Here is a 15876-nt window from a genome sequence, read left to right on the forward strand (position 1 = left end):
GCCCGAGTTTAGGCCGCCAGCAGCCGTATTTGAGTAGGCTCAAGCCCGATGGAGACCGGAGCGCCGACCGGGAAGGCCGACAGCCCGGCCAGATGCGATTGGTCCGCGGTCAGCCGCTGTTCGCCGATCTGGACCTGGTAGCGCGTGAATTCGCCCAGGAATTCGCTGCTTTCCACGATGCCCGGCAGCCAGACATAGCGCGCGTCGCCCAGTCCGTCCGCCATTTCGATCTGCACCGTGTGGGGGCGGAAGCTGGCTGCCAGCCGCGAGGCATCCGGCGCTTCGCCGGACAGGGGCAGGTGTAAATCGCCCACGCCTTCCACTGCCAGCACCACGCTGCCGCTGGTGCGCTCACGCACTTCACCCTCCAGTACGTTCATCGTGCCCACGAAGTTGGCGACGAAGCGGTTTACCGGATAGTCGAACAAGGTGCTGGGCGCGCCGATCTGCTGGACCACGCCGTGGTCCAGCACCGCCATGCGGTCGGCGGTGGTCATGGCCTCTTCCTGGTCGTGGGTGACGAAGATGGTGGTGATGCCGAGCCGGCGCTGCAGGCTGAGCAGGTCCTGGCGCATTTGCACGCGCAGCTTCTTGTCCAGGTTGGACAGGGGTTCGTCCAGCAGCAGCACCTGCGGTTCGATGACGATGGTGCGGGCCAGGGCCACGCGCTGCTGCTGCCCGCCCGAGAGCTGATTGGGACGGCGCTTGCCATACTGGGACAGGCCCACCAGATCCAGCGCGGCCTCCACCTTGGCGCGGATCTCGGCGCGCGGGAGCTTGCGTTCGACCAGGCCAAAGGCCACGTTGTCCCAGACGGTCATATGCGGCCATAGGGCGTAGTTCTGGAACACCATCCCGATATTGCGGTTCCAGGGTGGCGTGCCGCTGATGTCCTTGCCGTCCACCAGCAGCTGTCCCGCGCTGTGCCGGTTGAAGCCGGCGATCAGCCGCAGCAGTGTGGACTTGCCCGAGCCGGACGGCCCCAGCAGCGCGAAGAACTCACCGGGCTCGATGCTGATGTTGACGTCCTTGAGCACTTCCGTCTTGCCGTAGGACAAGCGGATGTTGCGGCATTCGACGCTGACTTTCTTCATGCGGATTCCCCTTCATTGCGAGCCGGCCGCTGGCGCGCCTGGGCGCGTTCCACCAGCAGGTGCGATACATACGTGCCGATGGCCACCGCGGCCACCGCCAGGACGCCGAGCGCGGCGCCCGGGCCCCGGCCCGCCGCGCTCTGCATGTACAGATAGATGCCGTAGCTCATGGGCGCCTGGCTGTCCTTGGTCACCAGCATGATGGTGGCCGACAATTCCACTGCCGCCGTCACAAAGCTGGTCACGAAGCCCGCCAGCATGCCGCCGGCCATCAGCGGCACCACCACGCGGCGTATCGTGCTCATGCGGGTTGCGCCCAGCGATTGCGCGGCTTCCTCCAGCGAGATGTTGATCTGCTGCAGCGATGCCACGCAAGAGCGCAGGGCGTAGGGCAGCCGCCGCACCGAGTACGCGATCATGATGATGATCCACGACGAGGTGAGCAGGGTGCCCGTGCCGGGCAGTTCGATGCCACGGAAGGTGCGCAGAAAGCCGATGGCCAGCACGATGCCCGGAATCGCCAGCGCAGCCGAGGCCAGGAAGTCCAGCCATTGGCGCGCGGGCAGCCTCGTGCGCAGCATCAGGTAGGCGATGGCGGTGCCCAGGATTACGTCCACGCCCGCGGCCAGGCCGCAATAGAGCAGCGTGTTGGCGATCATGCCCTGGGATTCGGAGAACACCGCCGAGTAATGCGCCAGGGTGTAGCCGTCAGGCAGCGGCGCAAAACTCCAGACGCTGGCCAGCGATAGCAGCAGAACGCCCATGTGCGGCGATAGCACCAGCAGCAGCACCAGGATGATCCAGCCATAGGCCAGCACGCTTTCCATCGGACTCAGCTTGCGCTTCTGGATGGAGCTGCCGCCCTTTTGCAGGGTGGAATAGTCGCGGCCCTTGAGCACGCGCGCCGATAGCCACAACGCCAGGATCGAGAACCCGACCATGATGACGCTGATCACATAGCCCAGCGGATCCTCCAGCCCGACCTGCGTGATGCGCAAGTAGGCCTGCGGCGCCAGCATGTTGGTGGTCCCCAGCACAAGCGGCGTGCCCAGATCGTCGAAGACCTTGACGAACACCAGCGACGCGCCCGCTACATAGCCCGGTAGCGCCAGCGGAAAGATCACACGGCGGAACAGGCGGAACCCGCGCGACCCCAGGTTGAAGGCGGCTTCCTCCATGGCGCCGTCGATATTGCGCAGCGCGACGACCAGGTTCATCAGGATGAAGGGGAAATAGTGCAGCGCCTCCACGAAGATGACGCCATTCAGGCCTTCCATGAAGGGGATGGTGAAACCGAACCAGTCGTTGAGCAGCAGGTTCACGCTGCCGGAGCGCCCGAAGATCAGCTGCATCGCGACCGCGCCCACGAAGGGCGGCATGATCAGCGGCAGCACACCCAACGTCTGTATCAACAGGGCGCCGCGGAAATCGAAGCGCACCGTGAAGTACGCCAGCGGCACGGCGATCAGGGACGCCAACAGGGCCGACCAGCCCGCGACGTAGAGGCTGTTGAAGAAGGCCTCCTTCATCAGCGGCTGGTTGAAGAACGCGCCGAAATGGCCCATGGTGAAGCTGCCGTCGGCGTTCACGAAGGCGCTGTAGAACACCGTGCCCACCGGCACGGCCAGGAACAGCAGCAGAAAACCGAACACCAGTAGCGCCGTCAGCAAGGGGCCGACGGGCAGGCGCGAGTGGCCCGAAGAATTCATCGAGATTCCCGAAATCGTTGCCAGGGGGAAAGTCGCGCCGCGCGGACGGGACTGCTCCCGTCCGCTCAACGCGGGTCCAGCGATCGTCCTAGAGCGCGGCGGCCTGTTTGGCGAGCTTTACGGCTTCTTCGTAGTTCGCCTTGGAACGTCCGTTCCATTCGCCTTCCAGCTGGGTGATCTGCTGGTTCACGGCGGCGTCCTTCTTGTTGCCCGCGAAAATTGCCAGGAAGGCCGGATCGGCCGCCTTCTTGCCGTCCACCAGCGGTGCCCAGGTCAGTTTGCGGGCCTGCGCCAGCAGTTCGGCCGCCTTGCCGCTCTTGGCTTTGTCGCCCAGTTTGGCTTCAGCGTCGTAGATGGCCTTGGTGGCGGCCTGCAGTTCTTTCAGGCGGAAAGTGACCGTCTGGTCGTACAGCGATTGCACGACGTAGTAACGCGACTGCGACAGGTCGGCGTTGAACTGCACTTTGCTGCGCTTGGCGATTTCGGCGGGGTCGGGATAGCCCTGCGGAATCTTGCCGGCAAGGGACGAGTAGGGCAGTACCGGCAGGCGCGATATCTTGGGTTCCAGCAGCAGCTCCTGCCCGGCCTGGCTGAGCGTGAAGGCGATGAACTTCTTGCCTTCCTCGGTGTTCTTGGCACCCTCGATCAGCGCGATATTGGCAGGAACGATCGCAGTTTCCGAGGGGTAGACGAATTCCACCGGGAACTTGGAATATTTGCTGGACAGGCCGAAGAAGTCGATCACCGGTCCGGCGCCGAATTGGCCGTTGTTCACGCCGTCCGGCACGCCGAACGAGCGCTCGGTGACGGCGCTGCTGTTGCCCGACATGCGCAGCAAGGTGCTCCAGCCCTCGTCCCAGCCTTCGCCCTGGAGGATGGTTTCCACCGTCAGGTGCATGGTGCCCGAGCGCGACGGCGAGGTGATGCCGACGTGGCCGAACCACTGTGGCGACAGCAGGTCTTTCCATTCCACGGGCGCCGGGATCTTGTGCGCCGCGATATATCGGGTGTTGTAGATGATGCCGTAGCCGGCCAGCGCCTGTCCCAGGTACATGCCGCCCGGATCGTTGATGGGGTAGTTGCCGATCTTGTCCGGCACCTGTTTGTTCGCTACGTCGGCGGAGCTAGCCAGCAGTTTGTCGCGGCCCAGCACTTCGAAGGCGTCGGGCGCGCTGGCCCAGAACACCTCGGGGCGCTGGCCTGCGGGCGTTTCGCGCACATACGCGATGCCTGACACTGTGTTCTTGTTCAGGATTTCCAGCGTGATGCCGGGGTTGGCCTTTTCGAAGGCCGTCTTGTAGGCCTGGGTCAGGTCTTTGGGGAACGACGTGATCACCGTGACGGTGCCTGCGAGGGCAGGGGCCGCGCAAACGGCCAGTACCGCACCTGCAAGGGCTGTGCGCATTGCATGCATGGTTTGTCTCCGTAGTTTTAGATTTGTCCGGAGACAGTACTGGCCGGCCTGGGCAGCGTCCAATCACAAATTTTGATGCGCGCCATCAATGCGGGCGCCCGGGCCGGGGGGGGGGGGGCGCCGTGTCTTGCCCGCTAGGCCCTGGCGGATACGCCGCCTTGCATGGCCCGGGCCTGCTGCTCCATCACTTCGGTGATCTGCTGCTGGATCTGCATCGCCTGGGCATTGAGCGCCATCAGTTGCTGGGCCTTCATTTCGGCGGGCATGCCGCTGGCCTTGACCTTGGCGATCTGGTCCATCACGCGCTTGAGCTGCTTCTGCAGTTCCTTGATCTGGCGCGTGTATGCATCGTCGTTGCTGGAGTCCTCGGTTTCCTTGGCTGCCTGCGTACTGCCCATTTTCAGGCCGCCGGGGGTGCTGACGCGGATCTTGCCGTCCGCGGACACCGTGCTCGCTTCCGCATCCGAGGCGCTCTTGGCTTCCTTGTTGGCCTGGATCTTCTGGGCCCAGAGGTCGGCCAGGCTGTTGATTCGGGAACTGCCGCTGATGGGGTCGATCGCCATGATTGCTCCTGCCACCTGTGAGGATTTCGGGGTTTTCACTAGTACGGCATTCCGGCAGTGAACTTAAGCATTGCCCCCGGTTTGCGGCCCCCTTTACACTGGCGCCCGCTCACACCCAACACCTACTTTGGGATATCCATGTCCAATTCCTACTTTCCGCGCTGGCGCCTGGCGGATGACGCCGAGCCTGGCGTCATCATCGCGCCCGACGAAAGACTGTCCTGGCCCAAGAACGTGGCCATGGGCGCCCAGCACGTCGTCGCCATGTTCGGCTCCACCGTGCTGGCGCCGCTGCTCATGGGCTTCGATCCGAACGTCGCCATCCTGATGTCAGGCATAGGCACGCTGATCTTCTTCCTGTTCGTGGGAGGCAGGGTTCCTAGCTATCTGGGTTCCAGCTTCGCCTTCATCGGCGGCGTGATCGCGGTGACCGGCTACGCGGGCGGCGGGGCGAACGCCAATATCGGCGTGGCGCTGGGCGCCATCATCGCCTGCGGCCTGGCCTATACGCTGATCGGCCTGGTGGTCTGGTACGCGAACGCGCGCGCCGGGGGCGGCGCGAACTGGATCGATACCTTGATGCCGCCCGTCGTCACGGGCGCGGTGGTTGCGGTCATCGGCCTGAACCTGGCGCCTATCGCCGCCAAGGGTGCGATGGGGGCATCGGGTTTTGACAGCGTGATGTCCATGGTCACCATCCTCTGCGTGGGCGGCATCGCCGTGTTCACCAAGGGCATGGTGCAGCGCCTGCTGATCCTGGTGGGCATGATCCTGGCCTGCGTGGTGTACGGAATCCTCGCCAATGGCATGGGGCTGGGCAAGCCGATCGACTTTTCCGGGCTGTCCGCCGCGGCCTGGTTCGGTCTGCCGCATTTTGCCGCGCCTGTGTTCAAGGCCGAGGCGATGGGCCTGATCGTGCCCGTCGCCATCATCCTGGTGGCAGAGAACCTGGGCCACGTGAAGGCCGTCAGCGCCATGACCGGGCAGGACCTGGACCGCTACCTGGGCCGCGCCTTCGTCGGCGACGGCGTTGCCACCATGGTGTCCGGCGCGGTGGGCGGCACGGGCGTCACCACCTATGCGGAGAACATCGGTGTGATGGCGGTCACGCGCATCTATTCGACGCTAGTGTTCGTGGTGGCCGCGGTGATCGCCATCGTGCTGGGCTTTTCGCCCAAGTTCGGCGCCTTGATCCAGATGATTCCCGCGCCCGTGCTGGGCGGCATGTCGGTGGTGGTGTTCGGCCTGATCGCGATTGCCGGCGCCCGCATCTGGGTGGTCAACCAGGTCGACTTCAGCGACAACCGCAACCTCATCGTGGCCGCGGTCACGCTGGTGCTGGGCGCGGGCGACTTCACGGTCAAGCTGGGCAATTTCACGCTTGGCGGCATCGGTACCGCCACCTTCGGCGCGATCATCCTGTACGCCTTGCTGCGCCGCAGGAAATAGCCGGCGCGGCCATGCGCGGGCGCCGTCGCGCCGCGCATGGAGGCCTGGCGCCCCTAGGTGCGCGCCAATCTCGACGCCGGGGCGGCACGCGGCAGTTCCACTGGCGCCGCTTCGATCACCTGTCCCGATTGCGTCTTGAACACCGCGGTGGCCTCAGCCAGGCGCCGCGCCTGTTCCTCCATCGCGGCCGCTGCGGCGGATGCTTCCTCCACCAAGGCGGCGTTCTGCTGCGTCACTTCGTCCATCTGCGTGATCGCCAGGCTCACCTGGTCGATGCCGCCGGCCTGTTGGGCCGAGGCCGCTGAAATCTCGCCCATGATGGCGGCCACGCGCTGCACCGACTCCACGATTTCCTGCATGGTCTGTCCGGCGGCGGCGACCTGGGCCGAGCCGGCGGCCACGGTTTCCACCGAGGTCTCGATCAACGTCTTGATCTCCTTGGCGGCCTGAGCGGCGCGCTGCGCCAGCGAGCGGACCTCGCCCGCAACCACCGCGAAACCCTTGCCTTGTTCCCCGGCGCGAGCAGCCTCCACGGCGGCGTTCAACGCGAGGATATTGGTCTGGAAGGCGATGCCGTCGATGACCGACACGATGTCCGCAATCCGCCGCGAACTATCCGAGATGCCGTGCATGGTGGCCACCACCTGCTCCACGTTCTGGCCGCCGCGCTGCGCCACGTCCATGCTGACCGCGGCCAACTGATTGGCCTGGGAGGCGTTTTCCGCATTCTGTTTTACGGTGACTGCCAACTCTTCCATGGTGGACGCGGTTTCCTCCAGGGCGGCGGCCTGTTCCTCGGTGCGCACCGACAGGTTGGCATTGCCGGCAGCGATCTCCGCGGCGCCCACGTTGATCTCATCGACCCCCTGGCGCACGGATGTCACGGTGCGGGTCAGGCCTTCCTGCATCCGCTTGAGCGAGGCGAAAAGGACACCGATCTCATTGTTGGAGCGAGCCTCCACGCGTTGAGTCAAATCGCCTGCCGCGATGCGGTCAAAGTGTCTGCCGGCCTCCTGCAGCGGACGCAGCACGGCGCGCCGGATGAAGGTCCAGCACAGCGCCGTCAGCAGCAGGGCGGCAGATATCAGCGCGACCGCCGAGATCCGGGCGGTGGAGTAGGTTTGCTCCGAGCTTGCCAGTACGCCGTCGCTGCGCTCCTGGACCCGGGCCAGGAAGGCTTGCATGTCTTTCATGAAGTAGGCGTCGGCCTGGGGAAGCCGCCCCTCGTCCTGGCGGTACTTGGCGGGCGAGCGTTCCTTGAGGTCGGACTCCAGTGTGTCCAGGATGGCGGCGTATGTGGTGAAGCGCCCCTGCAGCGTCTGGGCCAGCTCCTGACCGCGCGGGCTCTTGGGCACGGCCATATAGCGGGCGAAGCGCTCGCGCGCCTGCTTCAGATGGCTGGCGGCTTCCTCGCCGGCCAGCCCGGCCTGGTCCATGCCGCCAGTCTGCATGGCAGCCATGCCCGCGCCGAGCGCCAGCCGCGCGCGCAGCAGGGCTGCGTTGGCTTCATAGAGCGGGTCGACCTGATGGACCGCGACATTGTTGAGGTCCTTGATCTCGGTCACGCTTTTTTCGGCGTTCATCCAGCCCAAGCCGCAAGCCAGCGCCAGGGCGACGACGAAGCAGCCCAGAACCAACAACATTCCAGTACGGACTTTCAATTTTTCCAGCATGAGAGCTCCTCGTTCTCGAACGCGATCCGCCGCGAGCGGAGGCGGCCAAGCCGCCTGTCCATGCGTGGCGGAACGGCGAACGTCGCGCCGGATGGCTGCGATGCGTTCGCCACCACTGCAAACACCCGTAAAAAGACAAGCCCATTGCGTCCGGCTTTTGCTGGGCATGCCAGCGCCAGCGGGACGATCGTTCATTGAAAACCATCGTGTATTAATTTGTTATCAATGACACAATTTGTTGTTTTATCCTGATTCTGGCTGGTATTTCCAGGCATTTTTTCGAGCCTTACCCGAGCCGCGTTGAAAAAAACTATCTGAAAGTAGTTTTTACGCAACACAGGCCGGAGCCGGTCGCGCAGCCGCAAACCATGCCAATGGCGGCATAGGCTGGCTTCGAAAGAATTTGGAAGAAATGACGGGTTTTAGCGGGTTACGGCAGCGAAATGCGGCGAAAACGGCGTTTTCTCCAGCGGCTTGCAATTCCCGTGGACTTTGCCCACAATATGACCTTGATTGCCCCGGTTCCGACCCGAGCCGGGGTTTTGTTTTGGTCGTTCGAGCCGCCAGTCAGTTTCGCTACATCCGATTGCCTGTGCGCGCCCAGGTAACGACCTTCACCGAGAACGCTCCGTCCGGGGCGTTTTCTACTTTTGTTTGGGAAACGACATGTCTGCCATTCCTTTGACCGTGCGCGGGGCCGAGCGCTTGCAAGAAGAGCTCCAGCGGCTGAAAACCGTGGAACGTCCTGCCGTTATCAACGCGATCGCTGAAGCGCGTGCGCAGGGCGATCTGTCGGAAAATGCCGAGTACGACGCTGCTCGCGAGCGCCAAGGCTTTATCGAGGGCCGCATTGCCGAGCTTGAAGGCACGCTTTCCAATGCCCACCTGATCGATCCTACCGCCCTGGATGCCGAAGGCCGCGCCGTGTTTGGTGCTACCGTCGATATCGAGGACCTGGATTCGGGCGATCGTGTGACGTATCAAATCGTCGGCGACGTTGAAGCCGACATCAAGTCGAACCTGATTTCCGTGTCGAGCCCCGTGGCCCGCGCGTTGATCGGCAAAAGCGAAGGCGACGTGGTCGAGGTCAAGGCCCCGGCTGGCATTCGCGAGTATGAAGTCCTGAGCGTCCGCTACATCTGACGCCAACGTAGTAAGCTGGAAACTGTCAAAACACCATAGTCAGAACCGTGCGTTCGACTGAATTCCGCGGTTTAATGCGGATCGCTATGGTGGACCGGGCGCGTAAAGCGCCCGTTTTTGTGCCTGCGCTTACCTTTTCGTCGTCTTGCGGCTGGTGCCGCTGCGTGCGCCGGCCCGCAGGCTGAGCGCGCTGCCGGCGCGGCGGGGAATGCCGTGACCGCTGGCGGAGGCTTTCTTGGTGCTGGGACGCATGGGCTTGCCGTTCTTGTTGAGCTGGTCCTGGGGCACGAAGCGCGTTTTCGGCTTGGGCTCTTCGGATTCGCTGCGGCGCGGACGCTTGGCGAGGGTCTTGCCTTCGGCGGCCAGCTTCTTGGGCGTATGCGGCTCGGAGGCGCGGCGCTTGGCAGGGCGCTCGGGTTCCATGGCGGCCAGCGCGGCGGGCTTGATATTGCCGGCCAGCGGGCGGAACAGGATCAGGGTTTTGCCCAGGTGGTGCACCGGCGCGCAGGAAAGCGTATCGCAGATGGTCGACAGCATTGCGTCGCGGGCCTCGCGGTCGTCGCCGCCGGCACGCACTTTGATAAGGCCGTGCGAGGTCAGTGCCAGGTCGATTTCCTTGAGCACGGCTTCGGTCAGGCCATTGTCGCCAATCAGGACGACGGGGCGCAGAGGGTGAGCGGCGGACCGAAGGTCGCTGCGCTCACGAGAGGTAAGTTCTAATATAGGCATGCGTGGAATTGTACGGTAATGGCCAAGAATAAATTCTCCAAAGACTGGATTCACCAGCACATCAATGATCCCTATGTGAAGCTGGCGCAACAGAAGGGCTACAGGGCCCGCGCCGCCTTCAAGCTGATCGAGATCCTGGACACCGAGAAGCTGATGCGCCGGGGCGATCTGGTCGTCGACCTGGGGTCGGCGCCGGGCAGCTGGTCCCAGGTCGCGCGCGAGCGCCTGGCGGGGCCGGGCGGGGTCGTGGACGGCCGCATCATTGCGCTGGACCTGCTGCCCATGGAGCCCGTGGCGGGCGTCGAATTCATCCAGGGCGACTTCCGCGAAGATGAAGTCTTGAAACAATTGGAAGACATGGTCGGATCGCGGGCGGTGGACCTTGTTATTTCCGACATGGCCCCCAACTTGTCCGGGGTGGGTATTGCCGATTCCGCGCGCATCCAGCATGTGTGCGAATTGGCGATGGAATTCTCCTGCGCCCACCTGAAGCCCAACGGGGCGCTGATCGTCAAGGCTTTCCACGGCAGCGGCTTTTCGCAGATCGTGGAGTCTTTCAAACAGCGCTTCAAGCGGGTGGTCGAACGCAAGCCGAAGGCATCGCGGGACAAATCCTCCGAAACCTTTCTGGTTGCGCGCGATCTGAAGTAGCCCGGGTTCGGGGCGCGTCGCCCTGAATCCGAAAAACTCACAGCCTGCCGGGATAACGACCAGAAAATTCGCGAATCAGACAAAACTTAGAGGGGCTCAGGGATCCCGGGACGCAATCTGGTCTGACAGGGTAGAATGAGCTATTGACATACTTGTGACTGTGCCATATGCGGGTGCGCGGTCGCCGGTCGGAATCGAAAGCAGGAGATCGACCTTGAATAATTCATTTTCGAAAGTCGCTGTCTGGATGGTGATAGCCCTCGTGCTGTTCACCGTCTTCAAACAGTTCGACGGACGCGCTCAGACCCAGGACGGCGTGACCTACACGCAGTTCATGGACGATGCCAAGGCGGGACGTATCCGCAAGGTCGACGTCCAGGGCGACGTGCTGTACGTCACCCCTGATGCAGGCCGTGCGTATACGCTGACTTCGCCGGGCGACCTCTGGATGGTCTCCGATCTGCTGAAGTACGGCGTCCAGGTTTCGGGCAAGCCGCGTGAAGAGCAATCGCTGCTGATGAGCATCTTCGTCTCGTGGTTCCCCATGCTGCTGCTGATCGGCGTCTGGGTGTTCTTCATGCGCCAGATGCAGGGCGGCGGCAGGGGCGGGGCGTTCAGCTTCGGCAAATCTCGCGCCCGCATGCTCGACGAAAACACCAACCAGATCACCTTCGCCGACGTTGCCGGCTGCGACGAAGCCAAGGAAGACGTCCAGGAACTGGTCGACTTCCTGCGCGACCCTAGCAAGTTCCAGAAGCTGGGCGGACGCATTCCTCGCGGCGTGCTGATGGTCGGTTCCCCCGGTACCGGCAAGACGCTGCTGGCCAAGGCCATCGCGGGCGAAGCCAAGGTGCCGTTCTTCAGCATCTCCGGTTCCGACTTCGTTGAAATGTTCGTCGGCGTGGGCGCGGCCCGCGTGCGCGACATGTTCGAAAACGCCAAGAAGCATGCTCCCTGCATCATCTTCATCGACGAAATCGACGCGGTCGGCCGCCAGCGTGGCGCCGGCTTGGGCGGCGGTAACGACGAACGCGAACAGACGCTGAACCAGATGCTGGTGGAAATGGATGGCTTCGAGTCCGGCCAGGGTGTCATCGTCATCGCCGCGACCAACCGTCCCGACGTGCTGGATCCCGCGCTGCTGCGTCCGGGTCGCTTCGATCGTCAGGTCGTGGTGCCGCTGCCCGATATCCGCGGTCGCGAGCAGATCCTGAAGGTCCACATGCGCAAGGTCCCGCTGTCGCCCAACGTCGACGCGACCGTGCTGGCACGCGGCACGCCGGGCTTCTCCGGCGCCGACCTGGCCAACCTGGTCAACGAAGCCGCGCTGTTTGCCGCGCGCCGCAACGGCCGCACGGTCGACATGTCCGACTTCGAAAAGGCCAAGGACAAGATCATCATGGGCGCGGAACGCCGCTCCATCGTGATGCCCGAAGAGGAACGCAAGAACACGGCGTATCACGAGTCCGGCCACGCGATCGTCGCCCGCATGCTGCCCAAGACCGACCCGGTCCACAAGGTCACCATCATCCCGCGCGGCCGCGCGCTGGGCGTGACCATGCAGCTGCCTGAGACCGACCGCTACAGCATGGACAAGGGCCGTCTGCTGTCCACGATCGCCGTGCTGTTTGGCGGCCGCATCGCCGAAGAACTCTTCATGAACCAGATGACGACCGGCGCCTCCAACGACTTCGAGCGCGCTACCGCCATCGCCCGCGACATCGTCACTCGCTACGGCATGACCGACGAGCTGGGTCCCATGGTCTATGCCGAGAACGAAGGCGAAGTGTTCCTGGGCCGCAGCGTCACCAAGACCACGCACATGTCCGAAGCCACCATGCAGAAGGTGGACACCGAGATCCGCCGCATCATCGACGAGCAGTACGGCGTGGCGCGCAAGATCCTGGAAGACAACCGTGACAAGGTCGAAGTGATGACATCCGCGCTGCTCGAATGGGAAACCATCGACGCGGACCAGATCGACGACATCATCGAGGGCCGTCCCCCGCGTCCCCCGAAGACGCCTCAGGGCCCGTCGGACACGTCCGACACGCCGCCCACGGGCCTGGCGGCAGGTGGCAATACGGCTGCCGCTGTCTGAGGCTGCTCATCCTGAGTTATGGCAAATAACTTCCTTTGCGGGCGCTTCGAGTTTGATCTCGAGCGCCCGCTTGTCATGGGTATCGTCAACGTCACGCCGGACTCTTTTTCCGATGGCGGCCAGCACGACGATACGGATTCCGCGGTAGCGCACGCGCGCCAATTGATTGCCGAAGGCGCCCAGATCCTGGACCTGGGCGGCGAATCGACGCGTCCCGGGGCCGATCCGGTCTCCGTGGCCGACGAACTGGCCCGGCTGCTGCCAGTGGTGGAGGCGCTGCGCGATTGCGGCGTGCCGCTGTCCATCGACACATTCAAACCGGAAGTCATGCGCGCCGTGCTGGACGCCGGCGCGGACATGATCAACGACATCTACGGCTTCAGGCAGCCTGGCGCTGTCGAAGCAGTGGCGCATTCGCGCTGCGGATTGTGCGTGATGCACATGAAGGGCGAGCCCCGCACCATGCAGGCCGCCCCGCCCGAGTACACCGACCTGATCGGTGAAATCGGGCTTTTCCTGGGGGCTCGCGCACATAAGCTGCGCGCGGCCTGGATCGATCCTCGCCGCATCGTGCTTGACCCCGGCTTCGGCTTCGGCAAGACAGGCGACCAGAATTTTCAACTGCTGCGCCGGCTGTCCAGCCTGCGCAGCGCCGGTTATCCATTGCTGATCGGCCTGTCGCGAAAATCCATGATCGGCCAAGCTACCGGCCGGCCCGTGGGCGACAGGTTGCCCGGCAGCATCGCCGCAGCGCTTGCTTGCGTGGCGCGTGGCGCTTCCATTGTGCGTGTGCACGATGTGGCGGCCACGGTTGACGCGCTCAAGGTATGGCACGCGGCAGAACAAGGAGCAATCAGTTCATGATTCGACGCAAATATTTCGGTACCGACGGTGTACGTGGCGAGGTCGGCGGTCCGGTGATCAACGCCGAATTCGCCCTGCGCCTGGGCTACGCGGCCGGCCGCGTGCTGGCGCGCGAGCACGCCGTGCGCGGCGGCAGCCGCCCGCAGGTGGTGATCGGCAAGGACACCCGGATTTCCGGCTATATGCTGGAATCCGCGCTGGAAGCCGGCCTCTCGGCCGCGGGCATCGACGTGCTGCTGGCCGGTCCCGTGCCTACGCCGGCCGTGGCCTACCTGACCCGGGCGCTGCGCCTGGTGGCCGGCATCGTCATCAGCGCTTCGCACAATCCGTACCATGACAACGGCATCAAGTTCTTCTCGGCACAGGGCATGAAGCTGCCCGACGAGATCGAGGCCGCCATCGAAGCCGCCCTGGACGAGCCGCTGGGCTGCGTCGCCTCGGAAGCGCTGGGCCGCGCCCGCCGCATGGGCGACGCGCAGGGCCGATACATCGAGTTCTGCAAGAGCACCTTCCCCAACGATCTGGACCTGAACGGCATGACGATCGTGGTGGACGCCGCCCACGGCGCCGCCTACAACATCGCGCCCCATGTGTTCCGTGAGCTGGGCGCCGAAGTGCACGCCATCGGCGTCAACCCGGATGGTTTCAACATCAACAAGGGCGTGGGCGCGCTGCACCCCGAATTGCTGGCCAAGGAAGTCCACGCCCGCGGCGCCCAATTGGGCATTGCGCTGGATGGCGACGCCGACCGCCTGCAGATGGTGGACGGCGAGGGCCGCATCTACAACGGCGACGAGCTCATGTACGCCATCGTCCGCGAACGCATGCAACGCGGCAAGGTGGACGGCGTGGTCGGCACGCTGATGACCAACTTCGGCTTCGAGCGCGAAATGAAGCGCCTGGGCGTCGGCTTTGAGCGCGCCAACGTGGGCGACCGCTACGTGCTGGAACAAATGCAGGCCCGGGGCTGGCTGTATGGCGGCGAAAGCTCAGGCCATCTGCTGTGCCTGGACTGCCATTCGACCGGCGACGGCATCGTGGCCGCGCTGCAGGTCCTGACCGCGCTGCGCCGCAACTCGGTGGGCCTGTCGGAGTGGGTGAGCGATCTGCGCATGTACCCGCAAAAGATGATCAACGTCCCGCTGACGCCGGGCCAGGATTGGAAGACGCACGAGGGCCTGAGCGCCGCGCGCAAGGCCGTGGAAGCCGAACTGGACGGCCGCGGCCGAATCCTCATCCGCGCGTCGGGCACCGAGCCCAAGCTGCGGCTGATGGTCGAGGCCGAGGACGAGGCGCTTGCCGTGTCCTGCGCCGAGAAGCTTGCGGCCAGCCTGGGGTAAATGCCGACTTTCCAATGCCGAAGCAAGGCCACCCGTCGCGCGACGGGTGGCTTTTGTTTGTTCAAGGTCTGTATATTTTTGTAAAGTTTTGTCGATTTCGGCGGGCGATTGATATGTCTGCCCCGAACTAAACTTCATAGTCACGTAACATATTGGTCAAGTCTTTGACATACAGGGCGTCCACACTGACTGGACTCTCTAGGAGCTTCGCGCAATGCTGGAATTAGCACGCATCAATCCGAGCCGTAATGCCGCAGAACCTTGGACCGGCGCCGCCGCCAAGGTGCTGGTGGTGGGCTTGGCGCGCACCGCTGAAGAAATCGAGCAGATTCAACGCCTGCGCTACGACGTCTTCACCGAGGACATGGGCGCGGTGTTTCCCGATGCGCAGGACGGCATCGAGCACGACCGCTTCGATCCGTTCTGTGAACACCTGATGGTCCGTGAACTGGATACCGGCCGCGTTGTCGGCACCTACCGGATCCTGACGCCGGAAAAGGCGCGGGAGGCGGGCGGATACTACTCGCAGTCCGAGTTCGACCTGTCCGGACTGGGCCCGATCCAGGACGAGCTGGTCGAGGTTGGCCGCTCCTGCACGCACGCGGACTACCGCGGCGGCGGCGTCATCATGCTGTTGTGGTCCGGCTTGGCCGAATACCTGCGCCGTGGCGGCTATCAGTATGTGCTGGGCTGCGCCAGCGTCAGCCTGCGCGACGACGGCGTCACTGCCGCCGAAGTGTGGCGCACCATTTCCAAACAGCTGCCGCAAGGGGACGAACCCTGCGTGACGCCGCTGCATCGCTATCCGGTGGAGAAGCTCAACAGCACCTTGCCGGCTCGTGTGCCGCCGCTGATCAAGGGGTATTTGAAGCTGGGCGCCAAGGTCTGTGGCGAACCCGCTTGGGATCCCGATTTCAATGCCGCGGATTTCCCGGTCCTGCTCAAGATGGACCGCATGGACGAGCGCTACCGCCGTCACTTCGGGCTGGACCAGCCCGCCACCGCCACCGCCCAGCGCTGAGCATCATGCGCCGCCTGTTCCGCCGCATGAAGATCAGGCTGATACGGCGGGCTACGCGGCCCTTGCGCATGGAGCTCAAGCGGCTGGATCGCGAAACCGATCTTTCACCGTTCTAGCGTTTGGCG

The 15876-nt window shown here is 64.1% G+C and carries 13 protein-coding genes; 7 read left to right on the top strand and 6 right to left on the bottom strand.

Going from position 1 to position 15876, the window contains the following annotated elements; all coding sequences use genetic code 11:
- Positions 1-8: 8 nt before the first annotated feature.
- The 4 genes from VCS63_RS23310 to VCS63_RS23325 all read right to left on the bottom strand — a co-directional run bounded on the left by VCS63_RS23310 (position 9) and on the right by VCS63_RS23325 (position 4780).
- Entirely contained in the window at positions 9-1094 is a 1086-nt protein-coding gene (locus tag VCS63_RS23310) for an ABC transporter ATP-binding protein (RefSeq protein ID WP_063643116.1), read from the bottom strand.
- Positions 1091-2803, bottom strand: a complete 1713-nt coding sequence (locus VCS63_RS23315; RefSeq protein WP_076815031.1) for an ABC transporter permease — start codon at positions 2801-2803, stop codon at positions 1091-1093. Before VCS63_RS23315 ends, VCS63_RS23310 begins: the two co-directional genes overlap by 4 nt.
- Positions 2804-2891: 88 nt before the next feature.
- Positions 2892-4217: an ABC transporter substrate-binding protein gene (locus tag VCS63_RS23320; RefSeq protein ID WP_063643109.1), complete on the bottom strand. Its 1326-nt coding sequence runs from the start codon at positions 4215-4217 to the stop codon at positions 2892-2894.
- A 134-nt stretch (positions 4218-4351) separates the two neighbouring features.
- Positions 4352-4780, bottom strand: a complete 429-nt coding sequence (locus tag VCS63_RS23325) for a hypothetical protein (RefSeq protein ID WP_323881097.1) — start codon at positions 4778-4780, stop codon at positions 4352-4354.
- 138 nt (positions 4781-4918) lie between these two features.
- Here VCS63_RS23325 and VCS63_RS23330 point away from each other — a divergent pair, with 138 nt between their 5' ends.
- Positions 4919-6229, top strand: a complete 1311-nt coding sequence (locus VCS63_RS23330; protein WP_063643103.1) for a solute carrier family 23 protein — start codon at positions 4919-4921, stop codon at positions 6227-6229.
- A 53-nt stretch (positions 6230-6282) separates the two neighbouring features.
- Here VCS63_RS23330 and VCS63_RS23335 read toward each other — a convergent pair whose 3' ends face one another.
- Positions 6283-7902 (bottom strand): methyl-accepting chemotaxis protein, encoded by a 1620-nt coding sequence (locus VCS63_RS23335; RefSeq protein ID WP_063643100.1) that lies wholly within the window; start codon positions 7900-7902, stop codon positions 6283-6285.
- Positions 7903-8568: 666 nt separating this feature from the next.
- Between VCS63_RS23335 and greA the strand changes: the two genes are divergently transcribed.
- Positions 8569-9045, top strand: coding sequence for a transcription elongation factor GreA (gene greA, locus VCS63_RS23340; protein WP_042794696.1), 477 nt, complete (start codon positions 8569-8571; stop codon positions 9043-9045).
- A gap of 129 nt (positions 9046-9174) precedes the next feature.
- On the opposite strand, the gene VCS63_RS23345 is transcribed toward greA, so the two are convergent.
- A complete protein-coding gene (locus VCS63_RS23345) occupies positions 9175-9774 on the bottom strand; it encodes a YhbY family RNA-binding protein (RefSeq protein ID WP_042794695.1) in 600 nt (199 codons plus the stop codon).
- A gap of 18 nt (positions 9775-9792) precedes the next feature.
- Here VCS63_RS23345 and VCS63_RS23350 point away from each other — a divergent pair, with 18 nt between their 5' ends.
- The 5 genes from VCS63_RS23350 (at position 9793) to VCS63_RS23370 (ending at position 15751) form a co-directional block, all read left to right on the top strand.
- Complete coding sequence (locus VCS63_RS23350) at positions 9793-10425, top strand: RlmE family RNA methyltransferase (protein WP_063643097.1); 633 nt, start codon at positions 9793-9795, stop codon at positions 10423-10425.
- 214 nt (positions 10426-10639) lie between these two features.
- The gene (ftsH, locus tag VCS63_RS23355; protein ID WP_042794694.1) at positions 10640-12526 is read left to right on the top strand and encodes an ATP-dependent zinc metalloprotease FtsH; all 1887 of its coding nucleotides are present in this window, start codon (positions 10640-10642) and stop codon (positions 12524-12526) included.
- A gap of 18 nt (positions 12527-12544) precedes the next feature.
- On the top strand, positions 12545-13390 hold the full coding sequence (folP, locus tag VCS63_RS23360) for a dihydropteroate synthase (RefSeq protein WP_042794693.1): 846 nt from the start codon (positions 12545-12547) through the stop codon (positions 13388-13390).
- Positions 13387-14730 (top strand): phosphoglucosamine mutase, encoded by a 1344-nt coding sequence (glmM, locus tag VCS63_RS23365; RefSeq protein ID WP_042794692.1) that lies wholly within the window; start codon positions 13387-13389, stop codon positions 14728-14730. Before folP ends, glmM begins: the two co-directional genes overlap by 4 nt.
- 214 nt (positions 14731-14944) lie before the next feature.
- Positions 14945-15751, top strand: coding sequence for a GNAT family N-acetyltransferase (locus tag VCS63_RS23370; RefSeq protein WP_042794691.1), 807 nt, complete (start codon positions 14945-14947; stop codon positions 15749-15751).
- Positions 15752-15876 lie beyond the last annotated feature (125 nt).

It is taken from the genome of Achromobacter sp. D10, from assembly GCF_035282245.1.
GTDB classification, from domain to species: Bacteria; Pseudomonadota; Gammaproteobacteria; order Burkholderiales; family Burkholderiaceae_B; genus Achromobacter; species Achromobacter insolitus.

Coding starts and splice junctions, on each gene's coding strand:
- VCS63_RS23310 (WP_063643116.1), bottom strand. CDS start 1,094: ATGAAGAAAGTCAGCGTCGAATGCCGCAACATCCGCTTGTCCTACGGC.
- VCS63_RS23315 (WP_076815031.1), bottom strand. CDS start 2,803: ATGAATTCTTCGGGCCACTCGCGCCTGCCCGTCGGCCCCTTGCTGACG.
- VCS63_RS23320 (WP_063643109.1), bottom strand. CDS start 4,217: ATGCATGCAATGCGCACAGCCCTTGCAGGTGCGGTACTGGCCGTTTGC.
- VCS63_RS23325 (WP_323881097.1), bottom strand. CDS start 4,780: ATGGCGATCGACCCCATCAGCGGCAGTTCCCGAATCAACAGCCTGGCC.
- VCS63_RS23330 (WP_063643103.1), top strand. CDS start 4,919: ATGTCCAATTCCTACTTTCCGCGCTGGCGCCTGGCGGATGACGCCGAG.
- VCS63_RS23335 (WP_063643100.1), bottom strand. CDS start 7,902: ATGCTGGAAAAATTGAAAGTCCGTACTGGAATGTTGTTGGTTCTGGGC.
- greA (WP_042794696.1), top strand. CDS start 8,569: ATGTCTGCCATTCCTTTGACCGTGCGCGGGGCCGAGCGCTTGCAAGAA.
- VCS63_RS23345 (WP_042794695.1), bottom strand. CDS start 9,774: ATGCCTATATTAGAACTTACCTCTCGTGAGCGCAGCGACCTTCGGTCC.
- VCS63_RS23350 (WP_063643097.1), top strand. CDS start 9,793: ATGGCCAAGAATAAATTCTCCAAAGACTGGATTCACCAGCACATCAAT.
- folP (WP_042794693.1), top strand. CDS start 12,545: ATGGCAAATAACTTCCTTTGCGGGCGCTTCGAGTTTGATCTCGAGCGC.
- glmM (WP_042794692.1), top strand. CDS start 13,387: ATGATTCGACGCAAATATTTCGGTACCGACGGTGTACGTGGCGAGGTC.
- VCS63_RS23370 (WP_042794691.1), top strand. CDS start 14,945: ATGCTGGAATTAGCACGCATCAATCCGAGCCGTAATGCCGCAGAACCT.